The sequence below is a fragment of the Mucilaginibacter inviolabilis genome, from assembly GCF_011089895.1.
In the GTDB taxonomy this organism is placed as follows: domain Bacteria; phylum Bacteroidota; class Bacteroidia; order Sphingobacteriales; family Sphingobacteriaceae; genus Mucilaginibacter; species Mucilaginibacter inviolabilis.
In genome coordinates this window covers 747670-769046 of sequence record NZ_JAANAT010000002.1, presented here as the reverse complement: position 1 = coordinate 769046, position 21377 = coordinate 747670, and the positions used below count along the sequence as shown (strand labels likewise).

The window sequence follows — 21377 nt, the reverse complement described above, 5'->3', positions numbered from 1 at the left end:
AGTAAGGATTTTTAGAACAAAGATCTGGAGAATAAGGAGCAATGACAGAACAAATACCGTTGGAATAAAAGATAGCGATTATCTATTATTCTTATTCCAAAAATCCTTGCTCCATGCTCCAAAAATCCTTGCTCCCTTATATACCTGATACTTCATTTTCCAGTTCCTGGTACCAATCTTTTCCGTATTTGCGTATCAGGGGATCTTTTAAAAATTCGTGCACACGTACTTTAAGTTCATCACCGAATGAACATGCCGGACTGCAAATGCTCCAGCGATCATAATTCAACACGTCAAACTCAGGATACGCGGTTATGCGGATAGGGTATAAATGACAGGAGATAGGTTTCTTCCAGCTGATAGCGCCCTGCTCATAAGCTTTCTCGATGCCGCATTTAGTAACACCGTTTTCCCATATTACGTAAGCGCATTCTTTATTTACATCAACGCAAGGCGTGGTATAATCACCTTCAAAATCTTTCACATAAGTGCCTACCTTTTCAATGGTTTTGATTCCTTTTTCGGTAAGATAGGGTTTTACTTTAGGATATATTTCCTTTAAAATATCAAGCTCATCGGCATTTAAAGGCGCACCCGAATCGCCCTCTAAACAACAAGCGCCTTTACACTTGTTAAGGTTACAAACAAAATTTTCTTTCACCACATCCTCATGCACCAATACATGACCAACCTCAATCATATTCTTTTAATTATTTTTTATAGGGTTCAAAGGATACTTCAAGCCGCTTGCCGCCTGCAAATCCATGGTAACACTGCCCAGTATAACTTCCACATGCGCCTTTACAGGTATCCTGTTGCCGTCATTGGTTATCCAAAGGTACAACTTACTATCCTTTCTGAAAATACGACCAGGAATGATTGTTGGATTAAATTTAAGACAGTTGAATTTCCCCATCGAACAACTAACTACTTCGGTACCTACATAAGTGATGCCCATGGTATGAAAACCATCTTCCAGGAAATACTGCAGCTCAAACTTCTCTCCCACTTTCATTTTAGAAACATCAATAGTACGGGCAAAATAATAGGCTGATACAAAATCAAATGTTTGTCCCTTAAATGCAAATACTCCCTTATCGGCCTTTACTTTACCATCTTTGTGATCAAAGGTCACGTTATCGGTATGTTTCCATTTCCCTTCGCGCCGGTTCTCGGTATAAAAATAGGGCATCAGAGTATTTTGATCTACATATGATTCGTACTTATTACGCACTTTATAAAAAAAATCAAAGGAGCCTGCTGTTTTACCCTCTGCTATTAAATGAAAGGCAGGGCCGTCGAGCTTTTTATCACTGGCCTCCACCCGGATATCAGCTTCAGCAGCTGTAAATACACCATACTTCATTTTATAGCTTAGCTTTTCGCCTACTTTAAAAACAGGTTCGCTGATTTTTGTTAGTTCCTGCGAAAAAACTTTGCTACCCCATAAAATGAATAGCACGGTATAAAAAAGGGATTTTCTCATCAACAGCAATTGCTTCTTATATCATTATACCCACCGGCAAATAACGGGCCGAAGATATGACAAAGCTTTACTATAAATGGTTTAATTGCGCTTTTATTGTGTGGAGGAGTATCAAGTAGCTAGTATCAAGTATCAAGACTCTTAGGACAACTACTGCTCGCAAGAAATCTTGATACTTGATACTAGCTACTTGATACTAAAATTAATCTTTTCGCTTATAGATAGGTACGGTTGAACAGGGCTCCCCGAACATCAGGCTTTTTACTATAGGGGTTAGCTTTTTAGTTAGCTCCACATAGGCCGAAACAGGTACTTCAGTATCACCACAACCTTTTAATACAATACGCTGATCGCGATATTGCTCAAAATCGGCCTTGGCTATTTCTTTTTCAAACAATACAGTTTCTAAAACAGCTTCATCACCAAAAACAATTTCCCGGGCGTATGGAGCCATGCGGTTAGCCAAAAGCATATAGGCCCATGCAGGTACAATAGCATCTGCGGTGCAGGTGATACCTACATTTTTACCGGTATACTGAGCCCAGTCGTGCTCTTTGATAAATTCCCTGAAATCTTTTTCGCGCAGCATCAAACCGTGGAACAGATTATCCTTAATATCATAAATAATACGGTCACCTGCGGGATAAAAAGCAGCCGGATCCAAAGTGACTAAGCCACTTTGCGCTACTTTATTCACTATATTTTCCTGTATATCCATGGTTTTGTTCATTAGTTTATTAGTTCATTGGTCTTAGCAAAATGGTTTTGCAAAGTTATCAACTCTGCACCAATGAACTAATGACCCAGTGGACAAATGAACTAAATAAAAAATCCGGGAACAGCACTGTGGCTAATCCCGGATACAAAATTACTTTAAAATTTTCTTATAACAGTTTAGCCCTGTTATCTTTTACAATTGCATTATCTTTCAAGGCATCCAGTACCTGACCTGCCGCACGTTGCATTAACGCCTGGGCTATCTGTTGTTTCTCTCTTACGTTATTGGTAAGTGCCGGAGGATTAGTGAAACTATCTACAACGTATACATAAACACCTTGCTGGCCGTTAATCGGTTTAGAAAGTGTGTTTAATTTTGAACCAAAAATAGAACCGATCACTTTATACTCCAATGAAGCGCCTGGGATAATAGGGTTGGCAAAAACTACGTTTTGAACAGGAACAACCTTAACACCTGCCTTTTGAGCAGCCTGATCGATGCTTGTAGCGCCCTGGAATTTCTCAGCCAGTTGCTTAGCCTTCACTTCATTGCGTACAGCCGGTTCAATTTGTTTTTTAACCGCATCTAAAGACAGGATGCCTTTAGGTTTAATTTCGGTTAAGCGGGTTACCACATACTGATCGCCTACAGTAAATACTTTATCAGTGATATCGCCTTTTTCGGCTTTGTACGCCCATCTTACGATGTCGCGTGCATTATCCAGACCAGGTAAGCTGGCGGCTACACCTGTAAAATCTTCAGCAACGCTCTTTTTCAAGCCTTCCTTTTTCACCTCAGCATCAAAGTTATCCTTGGTAAGGTTACCTAAAAACTGTTGTGCATGGCTGTATGCTACGGTTTGAGTTTTGCTGCTCGCGGTGATTGGCTTATCAACAACAGCAACTTTTACCACTTTTACAGATCCTTTTTGATCTTCAACCTGGATCAGGTGTACACCAAATTGTGAAGTAACCACAATCAGATCGCCTTTACCCGCTTTAAAAGCAGCATTGGTATACTCAGGTGTGATTTGACCCTGACCGCCACCCATGGCACCATTCACATCAAATGAAGGTATCTCACCGCCTTTAGACCCACTACCTTTATCAACAGAGAAAGTAGCAGCCAGATCGGCAAATGATTTACCACCCTGGATCAGCTTCTTGATAGAATCTGCTTTAGCAATTGCTTTTTCCACACCACCTTCAGTAGCCGGGTTAATTAATATATGACGCGTTCTTACCGAATCGAAAGTTGTTTTTTCGTCTGTTAACTTAGCCAGTTTGTAGCTGCCGTTTGAAATATAAGGGCCATACACAAAACCTTTGGATGCGTTAAACATCACCGAATCCAATTTTGGCTCCAGGCCGCCTTTTTTCTGGAAGCTGACAGGTGTTTTTGTTTCAGAATTGATCTGTACAAAAAGCGAATCATTGGTGCTGGTTTTAAAAGCCTCAGCCAGCTTATCAACTTGTGCCTTTATAGCAACGCTATCTTCTTTTGAAGGTGCCGCGTTAAAGCTTACATACTCAAATGAACGTACATCCTGCGGGTTTTTGAACTGGCCTTTATGCGCGTTATAGTATGTACTATAATCCTCGTCGGTTAAGGTAACTTTAGCATCAGGGATAGAAGCATAATCCAATGTGGCATATTTAAAATTCACCAGTTTGTTTTTGGCTTCATAATCATCTTTTGCATCCAGCGAGTTTACGTACAGACCGTTGGTAACCAAAGCCATATACTTAGTGGCTTTTTTTGCTTCTATCAGTTGGGTCAAGAAATCAGCCCACGCTTGTTTTTGATTCGGATCAGCCTTTGGCGATTGCAAATAGCTCAAAAACTGGTTTAACTTGTTACGGTCAAACTGGCCTGTTTGCTGATCAGAGAACTGACGGGCAATCTGCGGATCAGGGCTATTACCATTAACCATAGATGTACTTTCGTCGGTACCTACTACAATACCTAATTTTTCAATCTCCTTGTTCATCAGCATCTGGCTTAATACCTGGTTCCAGGTAGTTTCCTGTATGTAACTGGTGATCTGTGGAGAAATAGCCTGCCCAGACTGTTTAAACTGGGCACTATTTTGATCCAATTTTTTTTGAAACTCATCGTAAGGCACTTTTTCACCGTTCACTACGGCAAGTTCGTTATTATCGTCTCTGAAAAAAGAGCCGCCTGACCTTACAACCTCACTTACAATAAAAGCAAGGAGCGCTAAACCAATAAGGATGGCAACAATTTTCCCCATCCGGTCGCGCAAATAACCCATTATACCCATATACTTTTTATAATTATTTTCTTTATAGTAACTTATTCTTTAAACAAAATGAAACTATTATACGTTAATCTATTTTCCCAGAGGACAACTCACAACGGTTTCTATTGCTCAAAAGAGGGCGCAAGATACAATTTTTAGTAAAATTCTATAACACAAAATAATTCAAAAGTCAAAAGTCAAAAAATCCTACCCAAACACGTTTTTGGGGTCTTGGATTTTTACTTTTGAATTTTAACTTATTCAGTTACTGAGCGCCATTTTCATCTACATGAAATACTCCTGTACTTTTCCTAAGAGAGGGGTGCAAAAAGGTATCATCACTCTCAAAGTCATCTCCATTCATCACATTCCCGCTTTTCATAAAAACCTCTACATTTTTGTGAGAGTATACCTTTTTAGTTGCCGAATTCCAAAACAACTCGTCTGATTTGTAAACATCGCCCTGGGCATTGGTGGCCACTACATTTTTGCGAAACTCGTAAAGTTTTTCGCCCGCATGCAGTATACCGGTATCGGCAATAATGGTACCATCCTGTTTTTGGGTCAACTTGTCGTAATGAATTATCTTAATCCCTTTAGGCGCTACTTTATAAGTAGTTTTAGGATTCTGTGGGTTGTACTGTAATATTAAAGGTGCGGTCAGATGTATGGTTACTTTTGCCGAGTCGCTCATAATGAGATCAACACCTGTGGTAGGCTCTACGATGGTGCCTACCTCGTTTGAAGAAATCTCTTTAACCTTATTCAAATCGTTTACACAGGATGATAGGAAAAATACAAGCAATAGTATAGATATGAGATATGAGATATGAGATGTTAGACAGAAGATTGTACGGGACAAAAATATCCTGATATCTGATGCTTTGTATTTAACCTTTACGTGGTCAAATAATGCCTTTATCTCATGTCTCATATCTCACATCTGATATCTTAATACTAAGATTAATCAAATTTATATTTCTGGAACCACCTGTCATTCAGGGTGAAGCCCAAATGGATATTTACGTAATTTTCGCGCACCAGGCCGTTTACCAGAGAACCTCTTCTGCCTACTTCGGCAGAAATATTGATTTTGTAGAAACTACCGTTGTTAGGCCTTAATGGCATACCTACACCAGCAGTAACGGCATAACGCTTAATTCTGGTATTATTAACCACCATATAAGTTTCATCGTACAGAGCCCCTAAACGGTAATCAACAGAAGCCAGATAGTTACGTAAGGTAGCAATGTTTGGAGTATACTGACCACCGATGTTAAACGTACGGCTATCCTGTAATCCCTGATTTACGCCGCCAATAGATAGCTGCGACCATTTACTCATGGTATAATCAGCGCCTACCAGGAACTTGCCATCATTTTGGAACGATATACCAAACCGGTTGGTTAGCGGAAGTTTTATTTTGGTTTTAGCACTTTGCTTATTGATCACGCTATCCAGCGGAATATCTTCATTACCACTGTTATCGTTAAAATACTGGCTTACAATAAAACTACTGGTAGAATTGAGTTTGGAATTTAATGAACCTGAGTACCCAAAGGTAAGGTGTTTAGTATCAGAAAAATCAACAGAATATTGTACACCGTAATCGTAATTCAACCCGGCTATGGAATTGCTCGATTCGATTTTTGAGTTGGTTGTACCCGGAAGCGGCACTATTGTTCCGTTAACATTGGTGTTTATTTCTGTAGTACTGATATCTTTTAAGGTACCAAAAATGTAAGATACGTTAGCACCAATTAACAGGTGTTTACCTATACCAAAACCATAACCAAAATATGCTTTTGATAAACCGCCATCGCCACTGTATGTATAATTGGTAAGGTTGGTATCGGCAGGTATGGCGCCGTTTCCTTTAACCGTGTTTTTATAATTGTAACCACGCTCGCTGTAAGGTACCAAACCAAAGCTTAAGGCCGAACGTTTGGTTACCGGTATAGCAAAAGCCACATGGCTCAACCTGAAGTTACTGTTTTTCTGACTGGCAGAACCCGCCTGGCTCAGAGTTAAAAAATTACTGTAAATACCTATATCAATAGTAGTAAGATTGATAGCACCGTAAGAAGCCGGGTTTACTATATTGATATTGTTAAACAAACTTATTCTGTTAGTGGCCACACCAATACCACCCATAGCTATATTTTGGGGCATTAACTGCGGATCAATATCGCCTATACCATATCTGGAGTATGGAGAGCTGGTGGTAGCCGTTGATTGTGCAAATGCTGCAAACGAACTAACAGCCAATAAAAGTGTTATAAGAAACCTGGTATATTTAATCATTATGCTTTTGTATAGCTGCGTTTAATCCTTTTAAAACCAAATAAGGTTCAATTTTAATATAGGGGGCAAAGATGCTATTTTTCAATAGAGTATCAAAAAAAATACTGTCGCCCCCGCTTAACACAATATTTAGTTGGGGACTGTTGGCTTTATAGCTTTCAATAAACCCCATGAGTTCATATTTTATTCCGTTTTGCACCCCCGAACGTATAGCTGTTTCGGTACTGCCGCCATATGTTTCATTAAAAGTGGCGTCTGTATTAATCAGCGGCAATCCGGCTGTATAATAATTCAAAGCCTTATAACGCATATTTAGTCCTGGCGATATACTGCCGCCAAAATAATTTCCGGCTGCATCAATGTAATCATAGGTTATCGCAGTACCACCGGTAATTATCAGACTATTTAAGGCCGGATAGGTATACCTTGCTCCTATAACAGCTGCTAAACGATCGGTACCAAGTGTTTCAGGGGTTAAATAATGGTTTTGTATACCGCTGTTTATTAACGCGTTGAAATAAGTTACCGGCATTTTTGCCTCTAAACCGGTTTGCCATGGTTCAACATGCTTTTTTACTGATGACACTATTGCCCTGTTGATCTGATAATTATTCAAAAAATTATCCAGCGTATCAGGATCAACCGTTTCAAACTGCATTACTGCTAACAGTTCATTCAGTTTAAAAACCGCGATTTTTGTATATGTATTACCAATATCGATAACCAAATTGGTCATCAGGCCTTAATTAGTGATAATATAGATTCAAAAATAGCCAATCCATCTTCATTGGCCAGCAAACTGTCGGCAGCGCGTTCAGGGTGAGGCATTAAACCAAATACGTTCCTGTTGGCGTTGCAAATACCGGCAATGTTTTCCATTGATCCGTTAGGATTAGCATCGGCAACAATGTTACCAGCCTCATCGCAGTACCTGAACAATACCTGGTCATTATCATTAAGCGCCTTCACTACATCGGCACTGGCAAAATAATTACCCTCGCCATGAGCGATAGGTATTTTATAAGCCTGATCCTGTACCAGCTGGGCGGTAAGTAATGATTGAGTGGTTTGCGGTTTTAAATAAATGTTGCGGCAAATAAACTTGCGGTTTTCATTGTGTAATAAAGCGCCATCAAGCAGGCCGGCTTCGGTCAATATCTGGAACCCGTTGCAAATGCCCATTACATAACCACCTTTTGCTGCAAATTGTATAACCTCCTGCATGATGGGTGAAAAACGGGATATCGCGCCAGAGCGAAGATAATCGCCAAAAGAAAAACCGCCTGGTAAAACAACAAAGTCAACGCCTTGCAAATCATGGTCTTTATGCCATAACCTAACTACCTGCTGACCCATTATTTTTTCTAATACATATATGATGTCTTCATCACAATTAGACCCGGGAAATATAACTACTCCAAACTTCATGCTACAAAACTAATATAACCGTTGAAATTTGAACGAATGTAAAAGTTAAAATTTGTTAAACTGAAAGCAGATAATGCTGATTAGCAGCAATAAGAACAGGCTTTCATAAAACCATTTCCGGGTTGAATACAAAAAATAATAGGCAAAAAACACAGCAACTGGCGCCACACACAACAAAAAGTGATTTAAATGAAAAGCCGCGTTTACATAAAATGAAAAAGCAGTGATCAGAAAAATAAGGAATAATAACTGGAAAGATTTACGGGTTTGCACATAACTTTTAAAGAAGTTTTGCTGCAATTTAAAAAAACAAAGCACCAGAATCATGATCACCGGGATAAGCAGCAGGTAATTATAGGAGTTAATGCTGATATGATCCGGAAATTTGGTTCCTAACGGAAGCCATATGTTGCCAAAGTCCTTAATTCGGTCATTGAGGTAATAAAAAACCGCCAGGAAGAAAAACACGGTGGCATATCCTAATATACCGGCTACCCACTCGCGCCAGTTAAAGGGTTTAAAAAGCACCAGCGCTATCCAGATAGATAAAAACAGATAAATAAACGGAAAATAGATAAGCGAGCCCAAAGCTACGATCATCCCCAGATCATATACGGTTGATTTGGCATCCTCTCCTTTATACAGGCTGAACAGTTTAAACAGCATCCATATTACCAGGAAATTGCAGATGAGCGGAGCACTCAGTATCAGGAAGGGAGCAAATAAACCAGATAAGGTAACATACATGAGTGCCGGCAAAAACGTGGGCTTGCCCAGCAAATTATGAAAATTGATGAGGTAATTTAACAATAGCGCCTGTATAAAAACCAGCACTGCAGCCAAAAAGATATTTAAAGCCGGCGAAAGGGCGTATTCATATGCTACCGGTACCAGCAGGCGCGCAAAGGGCTCTACAAAAATAAATTCCAGCTTATCCGGAACATGAAACAAATAACCCACCCGCGACAAAAACAATATAATAACCAGCCATAGAGCGTTGAATGGATTAAAAGTTCTGAAAAGATTGATCATATGTGCGCTGTTTGCGGCGTAAAATTAAGGATTTTGGAGCAAGGATTTTTGGAGTAAGGGTTTCTAAATGTTTGACCCTTGATAAGCTGAATCCAGCGGCTGGCATGATTTTTCTTTTTGTCCTTGCTCTTTGTTCCAAAAATCCTTGCTCCCCAAAAAACTACTTCCTCGCGTACCGCTTTACCAGATCGTCAACAATTTGGGCGGTCTCGTTGGGAAAATCGACGATCACCTTTTTATCATCCTGTATCCAGTTATTCAAATGACCGGTAAAATCCTCATTGATCTCACTAACTACAGGCACGCCCAGTTTTGATGCCGACAGGGCGTTGCATTGCTGCTCGTACTGCCCTTTCATCGGTATCATCAACACCTTTTTTTTCAGGAACAGTGCCTCAGCAGGGCCTTCAAAACCACCGCCGGTAAGCAAGCCTTCGCAATTGGCCAGACTTTTATTGAATGCCTCATTATTTACCGGGAATATCTCCACATTGCCAGAGCGGTAGGGTGTTTTTTGGCGTTTCGAAAATATCTGCCATTGGGCCTCGGTCTGGCTCAAATGTTTCAGCAGGGTTTTATCATCATAGGCCGGCAGGTAAACGGTATAATGCCCCAGATTGGCGGTTTCCATTTCACGGATCTCGCTCCTGATCACCGGGGTATGGATAAAATCATCGTACCGTTCAAAGTGAAAGCCTACATGGTGCGTGGTGGGCGAATAATATTTGAACAGCCACTCGGCATAGTTCCATTTTTTGGGCCGGGGTGTTTTGGGCGAAACAAAGGAGCACTGGTGACTTAATGATACCGACGGCACTTTTTGCAGGCGGCATGCCCAGGCGCTTACCGGTTCAAAATCATTAATGATTAAATCATATTGACCCAAAGGCAGGCTGTGCATATCGCGCCAAAGCTGTGGCAGGTTCATAATTTTAAATGTTGCCCAGTTATCAACACCACCTTTTTTACCAAATACAAAGCTAAAGCCGTGAAAACGGTATTTAAGGGGCTGCGATAAAGAAACTTCGGCTTCGGTACCGCTTATTAACAGATCAACCTCGCCATATTGCTGTAGTAAAGGCACAATTTCACGGGCCCGGCTTATATGCCCGTTACCGGTACCCTGTATGCCAAAAAGTATCTTCATTTGTAGTAAGCGCGTTTTTACTTTAACTGAGATGGCTAATACTCCATTTCTGTTACAGTTTCAAACATCATATTTTTATAAGGGGGGTAAGTTAGTAATTAGTCGCAAGTAGTTAGTATCAAGTATCAAGATTTCTTGCAGACATTGAATACTGCTTTTAAAAGTCGTGATACTTGATACTAACTACTTGATACTATACATCAGTGAGGCTCCTGTTTAAAACGTTCGAGTAAACTTTTTACATCCAGTTTAGCGTCCAAATCTTCGGCATCGGTTTTATCATCCTCATCGGTATCGGTTTTAAAGTCGTCGGGATTATATTTAAATATATTCCACTCGCCTTTATAATACTCCAATGAAGTAAGACTCTCTACCCAGTCGCCCGAGTTTAAGTATAAAACGGAGCCGGTTTTTTCAGTGTTTTCAATAGTCCTGATCTCGGCATGGTGGATATGCCCGCAAATAACGTATTGATAATTTTTATCGACAGCCAGGTCGGCCGCGGTTTGTTCAAATTGATTGATAAACTTTACAGCCTCTTTAAAACTGGCTTTTACTTTTTGCGAAAAGCTCATTTTTTGACGACCCAAAGCCGTTAAAAACCAGTTCACAAAACTATTGATCAAAATAAGACTATCGTACCCCACTGCGCCCAATTTAGCCAGCCACTTGGAGTGCTGCATAGTTACGTCGAATATATCGCCATGGAATATCCAGGCTTTTTTACCATCGATGTTAAGTACAATCTTATTCAGCAGCTGGAACGATCCCAGGTTAAAATCGGTGAATTTACGAAGCATTTCATCATGGTTACCGGTGAGGTAATGTACGGGTATACCATCGGTAACAAACTTGAGTATGCGGCGCACCACCTTCATGTGGGCCTCGGGCCAGTACGATTTGCTGAATTGCCAGATATCAATAATATCGCCGTTCAGGATAAGCATCTTAGGTTTAATACTTTTTAAATACTTTAGTAATTCTTTAGCATGACAACCGTAAGTACCCAGATGCACGTCAGATATTACTACGATATCAACTTCGCGTTTTGACATTAAAATAGAGGGGTTAATTTCTCATCCGGCAGGTGCTGCCGGTTAATATATATAATTGAATTGATTAACAAACGATTACTCGTCGTCTTCGTCTTCATTAACATTCAGTTCATAAGGGCTGATATAAAAGGCCCCAACCAGGAGCAGCAAACTTATAACAACCAAATACGCATACTCAAAATTCATCACAAAATGATTTTAACAAATGTCGGTAAACTAAATTATGTTACTGTTAAGACTCTGTTAAATGTAAAAGGTTTCATTCGGTGCAAAATTTATTTTTTGGGGCCTCACCTTACCCTCTCCTTTGGAGAGGATGTCGTCCTGAGCTTTAAATGAGCTGTCTACCACGTATTTATCTTATGTCATTGCGAGGAGGAACGACGTGGCAATCCCCTCGCGTTCAATATCCACGCGAGGAGATTGCCACGCTTCGCTCGCAATGACATATTCATAAGTAATTCCCGTCGGGTCTTAATGTAATAGGTTATTTAAGCTTTATAACTCCCGCTGCTAAACCAGCCCTTTTCTTTTAATCTGATCCAACTGTTTTAAATGGTGCAGTAAATGTATCCGGGTAAATTTAAACCATTGTTTGGCATTGAGCATACCTAAACGCGGGTGCTCGTAACGTATATCGGCTGGGGCCTTTGCAATAATGGGGGCAATATCCTCAATTCGTTTTCGGCATTTGATAATCAGGTTGCGGGCATCTTCTTTACTGATCTTCTCTATGTTCATGATATCCATCATTTTGATTTTAACCGGCGGGAAACGACCAAAAAGCAACACAAAATGCCCTTGCAAACTCAAGCCTTTTTTGGTAGGCGGACAATTACTATGCGCGCAACGTTCAATAGCTATAGACGAGCGAAGGGTTGCCTGCAGCACATGGCTGTACACCTCGGCCGACGACCAGCCGCCACCTGCCGGTGTTTCGGCAAACACATCATCGGGGATAGTATCCAGCAGTTCGCGATAATCATCCAGCGCAGTTTCAATGGTTCTAAGCTCCTTGGCAATGCTCATAACAATAAAGTTAGCTCTTTTAAATGAGTAATCTGCACAGGCACATCATCGGGTTTGGGTGCATTGAAGGGATTAAAGAAGATAGCATCCATCCCATAATGAAGCGCTCCATAAATGTCAGCTTCCAGGCTATCGCCTATCATCACGCTTTCGGCTTTGGTGGTACCGGCCAGATTAACCGCGTATTCAAAAATGGCCTTATCGGGTTTATTAACGCCCACATCTTCGGATACGATGATATGCTGAAAATATTGCCCCAGGTTGGTACCTGCTATTTTTAACTTTTGCGACTCCTTAAACCCATTAGAAATGAGGTGCAGCGTGTATTTCTCTTGCAGGTATTGCAGCGTTTCGTGGGCATGCGGAAACAGGTTGGTTTTAGTTGGGCAAAGCCGTACATACGCATCCTCAAAATCGGTCGGAATCAGGTCGGGATGCAGGCCAAGCTGTATAAAAGTTTTTTTAAAGCGGGCATCACGCAATTCCTCTTTGGTGATAAGGCCTGTATGATACTGAGCCCAGAGCTCATGGTTGTTACGGGTATAAGTTTCGATGAACAGATCGGCCGATGGTAAACCGATCTCCTGTAAACGATGCAATATAAAAAGCTCATGCAGGGTTTCTTCGGCGTTTTTATCAAAATCCCAGATGGTATGGTCGAGGTCAAAAAAGATGTGTTTGTATTTTATTTCGGATTTGGGATGTTCGATTTCGGATTTCATGCACTTATAGAGTATTTGCTATCACGTCATTGCGAGGTACGAAGCCCCCCACGTACAGAATCGTTCTGTATAGCTTAGAGATTGCTTCGTACCTCGCAATGACGTGTGCTTTATTAATATTAGAAGCAAAATTAAACTATTCCCTTCCTAAATTCGAAATTCAAATAAATCCGAAATCGAACATCCCAGATCCGAAATCAGGATTTTTCCCCAAACGCCAGGTCGCCAGCATCGCCCAGGCCGGGTACAATGTAGGCTTTGCTGGTCATTTCATCATCAACGGCACATAACCATAAATTGGCCTTGGGCAGGTTGGCCCGTACGTGGGCAACGCCTTCGGTGCTGGCTATTACAGCAGCTATGTGTAACTCTTTTATTTTGTACTGGGCCATCAGTTCCTTACATACTACCACGATGCTTTGCCCGGTGGCCAGCATGGTATCGCAGAGGATAAATATTTTACCATCGAGATTTGGGGTGGAGATATGATCAACCTGGATCACAAAATCGCCGGTACGTTTCACCTTTCGGTAGGCGGTGATAAAAGCCGAGGCCGATTGATCAAAATACTGCATAAAACCATGGTGAAAGGGCAAACCCGCACGCAGAATAGTGGCCAATACCGGCTGATCAACCGGCACACTCACCTTAGCTGTGCCCAATGAGGTTTGCACTTCCTTATCCTCATAGTGAAGCGTTTTACTGAGCTCATAAGCCAGTATCTGCCCCAGTTTTTCCTGGTTAAGTCTGAAACGCGCCCTATCCTGCTGTATGTCGGCATCACGCAGTTCGGCCAGAAACTGGTTGGCTATAGTATTGGTTTTATTGAGAATAAAGATCATGCTTGTAGATTTAGAGTCAGGAATCAAGAGCCAGGAATCAAGATTTTTTTAATAACGTAAATATAAGTTTTAAGTTTTAGATATAGCTACGCTGTCAGTTTTTCAATGTCTTGATACTTGATACTAACTACTTGATACTAACTAATACTAAAAATTTACAATTGAATTATGAATATATGTAGTTAACTACGTAGTTTTGTATATAAATTTATACCATGAACACACTTTCTGCTATTACCCCTTTAAACAATGATTACTGCGAACAGATCATTGATATTATTCTGCCTATACAGCAAATTGAATTTAATGTTCCCGTTACGCTGAATGATCAGCCCGACCTGCTGGATATCGAAAAAAATTATCATCAAACCGGTGGCGGTTTCTGGGGCGCCAAACATGATGAGCTCCTGGTGGGCACCATCGGCTTAATTGCTTTCGACAAGCATGCCGGTGCTATCCGTAAAATGTTTGTGCGGAAAGAATACCGGGGTAAAGAGCTCGGTTTAGCTCAATTATTACTGGATACCCTGATTGATTATTGCCGGCAGAACCAAATTACCGATATTTACCTGGGTACTGTTGATGTACTGAAAGCAGCCCATCGTTTTTATGAACGCAATGGCTTTATCAGGTTACCCAAGACAGAGCTGCCGAAATCATTTCCGGTGATGAGCGCAGATACTATTTTTTATCAATTACATTTGACAAACTAAGCACACGTTTATATGATGAATGTGATAGATGAATTGGGCATTTTAGCCATTGCCACCAGGCTGCAACGCCTTAGCGACCAATTGCGTAAGGACGGGGTGCTGATATATAAAGCCAATGGCATTGATTTTGAACCCAAATGGTTCCCGGTGATCTATACCCTGCATCTGCGATCGGTTTTAAGTGTAGTGGAAATTGCCAATGAAATTGGCTACACCCACCCTTCTACTATTAGTTTGCTGAAGGAGCTGGAAAAAGTGAAGCTGATCCGCTCCAAAAAAGATAAAACTGATGAACGGAAACGCCTCATTCAGCTTACTCCCAAAGGCCAGGAATTGATTGAACAAATGAAACCTGTTTGGGATGTGATGATAGCCGCCCTAACAGAGCTCACAGCCACGCAAAACAACCTGCTGCTGGCTATAGGCGAAGTAGAAGAGCAAATGAAACGCCTGAGTATGCTTGAACGGGCAAAGCGGATTGGTGGATTGACGAACTAACAAGCGGGCTTAACAAACACGGACTACTCACCCCGCCTGCACTTCGCTGGACGACCCTCTTGTGAAAACCGATTCACGCGTCATTGCGAGGTACGAAGCAATGACGCCTTTTTTATTTGTGTGTATTCGATTCGCATTTCTATTGCAATTCCCGTCTATTTTCCGTATCTTTAAATACATCACAGATCAGCCCTGCTTACTTTGAAAATTGTAAACAGGGCTGTTTGGTTAAATGGATAAAACACGCCAAAAACCGATCATTTTTACTACAGTTATTTGATAATCAGAAATTAATACTTTTTAAACTTTTCAAAACCCATCAAAAATTTGTTAAAAAGTGTTAAAATGGCGTTAAAGCTTTGTTAAAGTGAGTAATTATCAAGCCTTTTTCATCCCATTTTGAGCAGAAAAGTGTTAAAATAAGGGGTTTAAAAAGTCTTCCGGAAAGATTGCCAGTTTGAATTTTGTAAGTTTTATTTTAACCCGGTAAAAAGAGGGAAAGAAAAACCGATCCGGACCATCACAAAGTTTTTTGACACTTCCAAACTCTGCTGACATAAGGTTGTCATTATCCCGTACTTATTTTGAATTGCAAAACCTATTGCAGGAATATTTGTATTTTTACATAACAACATGGATTTTAATTTAACCTCCCAATACTCCCCTACCGGTGATCAGCCCGAAGCTATCAGGCAACTGGTGGAAGGTGTAAATAATGGCGACCCTTTCCAAACCCTGCTGGGTGTTACGGGATCAGGCAAAACGTTCTCTATCGCCAATGTGATACAGCAAACACAAAAGCCTACGCTGATTCTGAGCCACAACAAAACACTGGCCGCGCAGTTGTATGGTGAGTTTAAGCAGTTTTTCCCGGAAAACGCGGTGAACTATTTTGTGTCGTACTATGATTATTATCAGCCAGAAGCATTTATACCTACCACCAATACATACATTGAAAAAGATCTGCAGATAAACGAGGAGATTGAGAAACTGCGTCTGCGCACCACCTCGGCTCTGATGTCGGGCCGCAGGGATGTAATCGTGGTATCGTCCATATCCTGTATCTATGGTATGGGTAACCCAGATGACTTTGCCGACTCTGTTTTCAAATTCGCGGTAGGTACGCGCATTAGTCGCAATGCCTTTTTACACCGCCTGGTCGAGATACTTTATGCCCGCACCACTGCCGATTTTAAGCGTGGTACTTTCAGGGTAAAGGGGGATACGGTGGACATTTTCCCGGCTTACCTGGATTATGCGTATCGCATTTCCTTTTTTGGTGACGACATTGAAGAGCTCAGTACCTTTGATGTAACTACCGGGAAGACGGTCGAAAAAATGACCCATATGGTAGTATATCCGGCTAACCTGTACGTTGCGCCGCGCGAGCGTTTTACTCAATCCATCTGGGCCATACAGGAGGAGCTGGAAACCCGTAAAAAGCAGTTTATTGAGGATGGCCGTTTCCTGGAGGCCAAGCGACTGGAAGAAAGGGTTAACTACGACCTGGAGATGATACGCGAGCTGGGTTATTGCTCAGGTATCGAGAATTATTCCCGCTTTTTTGATGGAAGACAGCCCGGGGCTCGCCCTTTCTGCCTGCTGGACTATTTCCCCGATGATTACCTGATGGTAATTGACGAAAGCCACGTAACCGTTCCGCAGATCAGGGCCATGTATGGCGGTGACAGGTCGCGCAAAATATCATTGGTAGACTATGGTTTCCGTCTGCCGGCGGCTTTGGATAACCGTCCGCTCAACTTCCAGGAGTTTGAAAAACTGGCTCCGCAAACCATTTATGTGAGCGCGACACCCGGTGATTTTGAGCTGGAGAAATCGGGCGGTGTGGTAGTGGAGCAGGTGATACGCCCTACCGGTCTTCTTGATCCGGTTATTGACGTTCGCCCGGTGATCAACCAGGTTGATGATCTGTTGGACGAAGTAGATAAAACCATCAAAATGGGCGACCGAGTACTGGTAACCACGCTCACCAAACGCATGGCCGAGGAGTTAGCCAAATACATGGATCGCCTCGGTATCAAATGCCGCTATATCCACTCCGAAGTAAAAACCCTGCAAAGGGTAGAAATATTAAGAGGTTTGCGATTGGGTGAGTTCGACGTATTGATCGGTATCAACTTGTTACGCGAAGGGTTGGATCTCCCGGAAGTATCCCTGGTAGCTATTCTGGATGCTGATAAGGAAGGTTTCCTCCGTTCGGAACGCTCATTGATACAAACCATCGGTCGCGCCGCCCGTAACGATCGCGGCCGGGTAATTATGTATGCCGATAAAATCACCGACTCGATGCAGATCACGATGGACGAGACCAATCGCCGCCGTGATATACAAATCGCCTATAATACTGAACGCGGTATAACACCAACAACGGTTGGCAAATCGCGCGAGGAGATCATGGAGCAAACTTCTGTGGTTGATTTTCAGGGCGGTGTACAGAAAGCTTATGTGGAAGCCGATTCCGTATCACTGGCAGCTGATCCGATAGTACAATACATGACCAAGGCAGACCTGAAAAAATCAATTGACAACACTAAAAAAGATATGCTCGCTGCAGCCAAGGATATGGACTTTTTACTGGCGGCCAAACTGCGTGATGAGATGTTTGCTTTAGAAAAAATGATGGAAGAGAAGTTTTAGCAGATGTGCTGATATACAAATGTGCAGATGTGCAAATGATATATATTGATTTATCAAATGTAATTTTTTTATCTGCACATCTGCATATCTGCACATTTACACATCAATTTTCATCCGCACATTCGTAATCCACACATTTGCACATCTATCCATAATCATATTAAAACAATTTTTACGTTATATAACTTATATTTGTAAGCTAAAAATTAATGTGATGCTTTTAATTCGTTTTCTACTCATATCAATTTGTGTACTATATATCATACGCAGTTTAGTACGGTACCTGCTACCTTTCCTTTTTGAAAGCGTAGTGAATAAGGCTCAGCAACAAGCCCAACAGCAGCAACGCCAATCTTCCAGACGCCCGGATGGTGCTATCAGGGTAGATTATATCCCGCAGGGAAAAAGAGGCACTGTGCCTGATTCTGAAGGCGAGTTTGTTGATTACGAAGAAGTGAAATAATCTATATGCTGCCAGAAGAAGTATACAAAAGGCGCCCGAATCATAACAATACTTCCGAGTCTGTTATACTTATTGTGGCTAATTACATCGTGTTCACCGTTGCCTTGCAGTTGTTTGCCACTTGCGCTAAGATCGGTACATTTTTTTGGGTGGTTTTAGGCGCCCTTGCCCTCTATAATTTTTTCAGCATACGCAAAAACCGCGAAGACTATGGCAAACCCCAGGTGATAGCCTACGTGGTGAGTCTTGCAGGTATGATCTTGCTGTTTTTCCTGCTCCGCAGCCGCGAGCTTACCTGTTAATTTTTGATTTTGGAATTCGGATGTTCGATTTCGGATTTCTGAATTGGTTTAGGAATGCATCAAACCTGCTTTCTCAATTTTCAAATCATCAAATTTTCCAAATCCGAAATCGAAAATCCGAAATCCGAATTATGTACTTCAATTGTCATTCAAATTTCTATTTTTGAGGAATATATATTATCCATTTCAAAAAACTTAAATGAACAACTGGTTTAAGCGTAATAGCATCCACTTTATTATAGCTGCTATTTTCCTCGTGATCTGCTTTATCTATTTTACACCTGCATTTCAGGGAAAAACCCTCGGGCAAAATGATGTTACAAGAGCCCAATCAACCCAAAAAGAGATCAATGATTATAGGGCAAAAGACACTACCATATTATGGACTAACCAGATATACGGTGGTATGCCGGCCTATCAAATATGGGCGCCTTATAAAGCCAATTTAACTTCATGGGTGGTAAATGCTATCAATTATTCGTTCCCGAGCCCTGTTGGTACCATATTGATTTTCCTACTGGGCGGATATCTTCTTTTTAGTGTATTAAAGCTTAATCCATGGTTGGCGGCTGCAGGTTCTGTTGCTTTTACATTTTCGTCCTACAATATTATATTACTTGTCGCGGGGCACGCCAATCAGGCTTTCGCGATAGCCTTTTTTGCCCCTATTTTGGCGGGTATTTTACTTATTTTAAGAGGAAAGCATTTTATTGGTGCCGCCGTAACTGCACTGGCATTAGCATTGGAGATCAGGGCTAATCACGTACAGATGACCTACTATCTTTTACTGGTGTTGCTTATCCTGGTATTTATTGAATTATACCATGCTATCAAAAACAAAACAACAGCTAACTTTTTAAAGTCATTAGCCTATGTAGGCGCTGCTGTTGTATTAGCTTTAGCAGTAAATGCATCCATGCTTTGGAGCACGTACGAGTATGGTAAAGATACCATTCGCGGCAAATCAAATTTAACACAACATACAACGGAGCCCAGCAATGGTTTGCCTAAAGATTATGCGTATCAATGGAGTCAGGGTGTAGGCGAGTGTATCACCTTTCTGATACCTAATGCTTATGGCGGCGGGGGCAGAGGCCCATCAGATGCCGACTCGCATGTGGCTAAAGCGCTAATTGATAAAGGAGCACCAGCCGATCAGGCAGTTTATATAGCACAAAACGCCATGCCGCTTTATTGGGGCGAAAAACCATTTACCGAAGGCCCTTTTTACTTTGGCGCTGTTATCTGCTTTTTGTTTATATGGGGCTTGTTCATTGTTAAAAACCGTATCAAATGGTGGTTACTTGGCGCAGTCATTTTTACCATGTTACTTTCCTTTGGTAAAAACTGGCCTTACGTATCCGATCTGTTCTTTAATTACTTCCCGCTTTATAATAAATTCAGGGCAGTTGAGTCGATCCTGGCAGTTGCAGGTTTATGCTTCCCTATACTGGCCTTATTGGCGGTAAATGAAGCTATTGTAAATGAGAATAAGGCCGATCTGTTTAAAAAATTAAAGATCACATTTTATATTACCGGAGGTATTTCTTTAATTATAGCTGTAATTCCAAGCCTGTTTTTATCATTCAAACCCAGCAACCAACTGGCTTATATCGATCAGCTATCACAAATGCTGAAGATTGATAACGCTACAGCAAGTTCATTAGCACAGGCATTGGTTGAAGACCGGGCTTCTGTTGCGCAGGCAGATGCTTTACGTTCACTTATTTTTGTAGCATTAACATTTGCTATTGCCTGGGCCTTTATCAAAAAGAAAATCAATGTTACTGTATTATCCGTAGCTTTTTTGGCTCTGATACTGGTAGATATGTGGACTGTAGATAAACGCTATCTGAATAATGACAGCTTTGCTCCTAAACAAGATAATAATACCCCACAGCCACGTGAGGTTGACCAATTTATCTTGAAAGATAAAGACCCTGATTTCCGGGTGATTGACCTTACCCAATCTATCAAGGGGGATGGCATTACACCATTCTTCTACAAATCAATAGGTGGTTATTCAGCTGCAAGATTAAAACGCTTTGAGGAAGTTGTTGATGAACAGCTAACCAAAAGCATCAATCACGAGGTATTGGATATGCTGAACACCAAGTATATTATTACGCAGGATCCTAAAACTCAAAACCTGGCTATGCAAGCTAATCAAACTGCATGTGGCCATGCCTGGTTTGTTAAAAGCATTAAATACGCCGATAACGCTGATCAGGAAATGCAGGCAATCAGCAGTTTTGATCCTAAAAATGAGGCTATAGTTGATAAGCAATACAAAAGCGCTATCGATGAAAAATCATTAGGAAACGATCCTGCTGGTAAAATTGATCTGGTAAGTTACAATCCTGATCATATGATCTATCAAAGTGGTTCTACAGCCTCCCAAATTGCTGTTTTCTCCGAAGTGTATTATAACAAAGGATGGAAAATGCTGATTGATGGAGTTGAAAAACCATATTTCCGTGCAAATTACCTTTTACGTGCTGCGCAGATACCGGTTGGTAACCACAAGATCGAGTTTATATTTCACCCAACATCATACTATGCCGGTGAAAATATCTCTTTAGCTGGCTCTATCCTGTTAGTGCTGGCACTGGGCGGTGCAATTTACACCGAAACCAAAAAGAAACCTGCAGTTAAGCCAGCCGCCAAAAAGGCATAAGGCTTAACTATATTAGTTAAGAGCGATGGGTTTAAATCCA

General features: G+C 41.3%; 20 protein-coding genes. 6 read left to right on the top strand and 14 right to left on the bottom strand.

What is annotated here, in order from left to right:
- Positions 1–136 precede the first annotated feature (136 nt).
- From G7092_RS19640 to upp, 14 genes are all read right to left on the bottom strand, one after another.
- The gene (locus tag G7092_RS19640; RefSeq protein WP_166091587.1) at positions 137–700 is read right to left on the bottom strand and encodes a DUF3109 family protein; all 564 of its coding nucleotides are present in this window, start codon (positions 698–700) and stop codon (positions 137–139) included.
- Positions 701–706: 6 nt separating this feature from the next.
- Complete coding sequence (locus G7092_RS19635) at positions 707–1486, bottom strand: DUF3108 domain-containing protein (protein ID WP_166091586.1); 780 nt, start codon at positions 1484–1486, stop codon at positions 707–709.
- A 202-nt stretch (positions 1487–1688) separates the two neighbouring features.
- Positions 1689–2204, bottom strand: coding sequence for a DUF2480 family protein (locus G7092_RS19630; RefSeq protein WP_166091705.1), 516 nt, complete (start codon positions 2202–2204; stop codon positions 1689–1691).
- A 166-nt stretch (positions 2205–2370) separates the two neighbouring features.
- On the bottom strand, positions 2371–4488 hold the full coding sequence (locus G7092_RS19625; RefSeq protein WP_166091585.1) for a peptidylprolyl isomerase: 2118 nt from the start codon (positions 4486–4488) through the stop codon (positions 2371–2373).
- A 244-nt stretch (positions 4489–4732) separates the two neighbouring features.
- Positions 4733–5236 carry an LPS export ABC transporter periplasmic protein LptC gene (gene lptC, locus G7092_RS19620; protein ID WP_166091583.1) on the bottom strand — a complete coding sequence of 168 codons (504 nt, stop codon included), beginning with the start codon at positions 5234–5236 and terminating at the stop codon, positions 4733–4735.
- 194 nt (positions 5237–5430) lie between these two features.
- Positions 5431–6771: a BamG family beta-barrel-assembly machinery protein gene (gene bamG, locus G7092_RS19615; RefSeq protein WP_166091582.1), complete on the bottom strand. Its 1341-nt coding sequence runs from the start codon at positions 6769–6771 to the stop codon at positions 5431–5433.
- On the bottom strand, positions 6764–7507 hold the full coding sequence (locus tag G7092_RS19610; protein ID WP_166091581.1) for a type III pantothenate kinase: 744 nt from the start codon (positions 7505–7507) through the stop codon (positions 6764–6766). The genes bamG and G7092_RS19610 overlap by 8 nt, the downstream gene beginning before the upstream one ends.
- Positions 7507–8199 (bottom strand): phosphoribosylformylglycinamidine synthase subunit PurQ, encoded by a 693-nt coding sequence (gene purQ / locus G7092_RS19605; RefSeq protein WP_166091580.1) that lies wholly within the window; start codon positions 8197–8199, stop codon positions 7507–7509. The genes G7092_RS19610 and purQ overlap by 1 nt, the downstream gene beginning before the upstream one ends.
- A 45-nt stretch (positions 8200–8244) precedes the next feature.
- Positions 8245–9231: a DUF6427 family protein gene (locus G7092_RS19600; RefSeq protein ID WP_166091579.1), complete on the bottom strand. Its 987-nt coding sequence runs from the start codon at positions 9229–9231 to the stop codon at positions 8245–8247.
- A 160-nt stretch (positions 9232–9391) separates the two neighbouring features.
- On the bottom strand, positions 9392–10378 hold the full coding sequence (locus tag G7092_RS19595; protein ID WP_166091578.1) for a glycosyltransferase family protein: 987 nt from the start codon (positions 10376–10378) through the stop codon (positions 9392–9394).
- 200 nt (positions 10379–10578) lie between these two features.
- Entirely contained in the window at positions 10579–11433 is an 855-nt protein-coding gene (locus G7092_RS19590) for a UDP-2,3-diacylglucosamine diphosphatase (RefSeq protein WP_166091577.1), read from the bottom strand.
- Positions 11434–11946: 513 nt separating this feature from the next.
- Positions 11947–12462, bottom strand: a complete 516-nt coding sequence (locus G7092_RS19585; RefSeq protein WP_166091575.1) for a DinB family protein — start codon at positions 12460–12462, stop codon at positions 11947–11949.
- Positions 12459–13184, bottom strand: coding sequence for a YjjG family noncanonical pyrimidine nucleotidase (locus tag G7092_RS19580; protein ID WP_166091574.1), 726 nt, complete (start codon positions 13182–13184; stop codon positions 12459–12461). Before G7092_RS19580 ends, G7092_RS19585 begins: the two co-directional genes overlap by 4 nt.
- Before the next feature lie 197 nt (positions 13185–13381).
- Positions 13382–14026 carry a uracil phosphoribosyltransferase gene (gene upp, locus G7092_RS19575; protein ID WP_166091573.1) on the bottom strand — a complete coding sequence of 215 codons (645 nt, stop codon included), beginning with the start codon at positions 14024–14026 and terminating at the stop codon, positions 13382–13384.
- Between the two features lie 215 nt (positions 14027–14241).
- On the opposite strand from upp, the gene G7092_RS19570 reads away from it, so the two are divergent.
- From G7092_RS19570 to G7092_RS19545, 6 genes are all read left to right on the top strand, one after another.
- Positions 14242–14739 carry a GNAT family N-acetyltransferase gene (locus tag G7092_RS19570; protein WP_166091572.1) on the top strand — a complete coding sequence of 166 codons (498 nt, stop codon included), beginning with the start codon at positions 14242–14244 and terminating at the stop codon, positions 14737–14739.
- A gap of 12 nt (positions 14740–14751) precedes the next feature.
- Positions 14752–15237 carry a MarR family winged helix-turn-helix transcriptional regulator gene (locus tag G7092_RS19565; protein ID WP_235953898.1) on the top strand — a complete coding sequence of 162 codons (486 nt, stop codon included), beginning with the start codon at positions 14752–14754 and terminating at the stop codon, positions 15235–15237.
- 633 nt (positions 15238–15870) lie between these two features.
- Positions 15871–17895, top strand: a complete 2025-nt coding sequence (uvrB, locus tag G7092_RS19560; protein WP_166091571.1) for an excinuclease ABC subunit UvrB — start codon at positions 15871–15873, stop codon at positions 17893–17895.
- A gap of 214 nt (positions 17896–18109) precedes the next feature.
- Positions 18110–18358, top strand: a complete 249-nt coding sequence (locus G7092_RS19555) for a DUF4834 family protein (RefSeq protein ID WP_166091570.1) — start codon at positions 18110–18112, stop codon at positions 18356–18358.
- Between the two features lie 5 nt (positions 18359–18363).
- The gene (locus G7092_RS19550; protein ID WP_166091569.1) at positions 18364–18660 is read left to right on the top strand and encodes a hypothetical protein; all 297 of its coding nucleotides are present in this window, start codon (positions 18364–18366) and stop codon (positions 18658–18660) included.
- A gap of 199 nt (positions 18661–18859) precedes the next feature.
- The gene (locus tag G7092_RS19545) at positions 18860–21337 is read left to right on the top strand and encodes a putative glycosyltransferase family protein (RefSeq protein ID WP_166091567.1); all 2478 of its coding nucleotides are present in this window, start codon (positions 18860–18862) and stop codon (positions 21335–21337) included.
- Positions 21338–21377 lie beyond the last annotated feature (40 nt).

Bases quoted from the DNA above. Each gene is read 5' to 3' on its own strand.
- G7092_RS19640 (WP_166091587.1), bottom strand. From the start codon at position 700: ATGATTGAGGTTGGTCATGTATTGGTGCATGAGGATGTGGTGAAAGAA.
- G7092_RS19635 (WP_166091586.1), bottom strand. From the start codon at position 1,486: ATGAGAAAATCCCTTTTTTATACCGTGCTATTCATTTTATGGGGTAGC.
- G7092_RS19630 (WP_166091705.1), bottom strand. From the start codon at position 2,204: ATGGATATACAGGAAAATATAGTGAATAAAGTAGCGCAAAGTGGCTTA.
- G7092_RS19625 (WP_166091585.1), bottom strand. From the start codon at position 4,488: ATGGGTATAATGGGTTATTTGCGCGACCGGATGGGGAAAATTGTTGCC.
- bamG (WP_166091582.1), bottom strand. From the start codon at position 6,771: ATGATTAAATATACCAGGTTTCTTATAACACTTTTATTGGCTGTTAGT.
- G7092_RS19610 (WP_166091581.1), bottom strand. From the start codon at position 7,507: ATGACCAATTTGGTTATCGATATTGGTAATACATATACAAAAATCGCG.
- purQ (WP_166091580.1), bottom strand. From the start codon at position 8,199: ATGAAGTTTGGAGTAGTTATATTTCCCGGGTCTAATTGTGATGAAGAC.
- G7092_RS19600 (WP_166091579.1), bottom strand. From the start codon at position 9,231: ATGATCAATCTTTTCAGAACTTTTAATCCATTCAACGCTCTATGGCTG.
- G7092_RS19595 (WP_166091578.1), bottom strand. From the start codon at position 10,378: ATGAAGATACTTTTTGGCATACAGGGTACCGGTAACGGGCATATAAGC.
- G7092_RS19590 (WP_166091577.1), bottom strand. From the start codon at position 11,433: ATGTCAAAACGCGAAGTTGATATCGTAGTAATATCTGACGTGCATCTG.
- G7092_RS19585 (WP_166091575.1), bottom strand. From the start codon at position 12,462: ATGAGCATTGCCAAGGAGCTTAGAACCATTGAAACTGCGCTGGATGAT.
- G7092_RS19580 (WP_166091574.1), bottom strand. From the start codon at position 13,184: ATGAAATCCGAAATCGAACATCCCAAATCCGAAATAAAATACAAACAC.
- upp (WP_166091573.1), bottom strand. From the start codon at position 14,026: ATGATCTTTATTCTCAATAAAACCAATACTATAGCCAACCAGTTTCTG.
- G7092_RS19570 (WP_166091572.1), top strand. From the start codon at position 14,242: ATGAACACACTTTCTGCTATTACCCCTTTAAACAATGATTACTGCGAA.
- G7092_RS19565 (WP_235953898.1), top strand. From the start codon at position 14,752: ATGATGAATGTGATAGATGAATTGGGCATTTTAGCCATTGCCACCAGG.
- uvrB (WP_166091571.1), top strand. From the start codon at position 15,871: ATGGATTTTAATTTAACCTCCCAATACTCCCCTACCGGTGATCAGCCC.
- G7092_RS19555 (WP_166091570.1), top strand. From the start codon at position 18,110: ATGCTTTTAATTCGTTTTCTACTCATATCAATTTGTGTACTATATATC.
- G7092_RS19550 (WP_166091569.1), top strand. From the start codon at position 18,364: ATGCTGCCAGAAGAAGTATACAAAAGGCGCCCGAATCATAACAATACT.
- G7092_RS19545 (WP_166091567.1), top strand. From the start codon at position 18,860: ATGAACAACTGGTTTAAGCGTAATAGCATCCACTTTATTATAGCTGCT.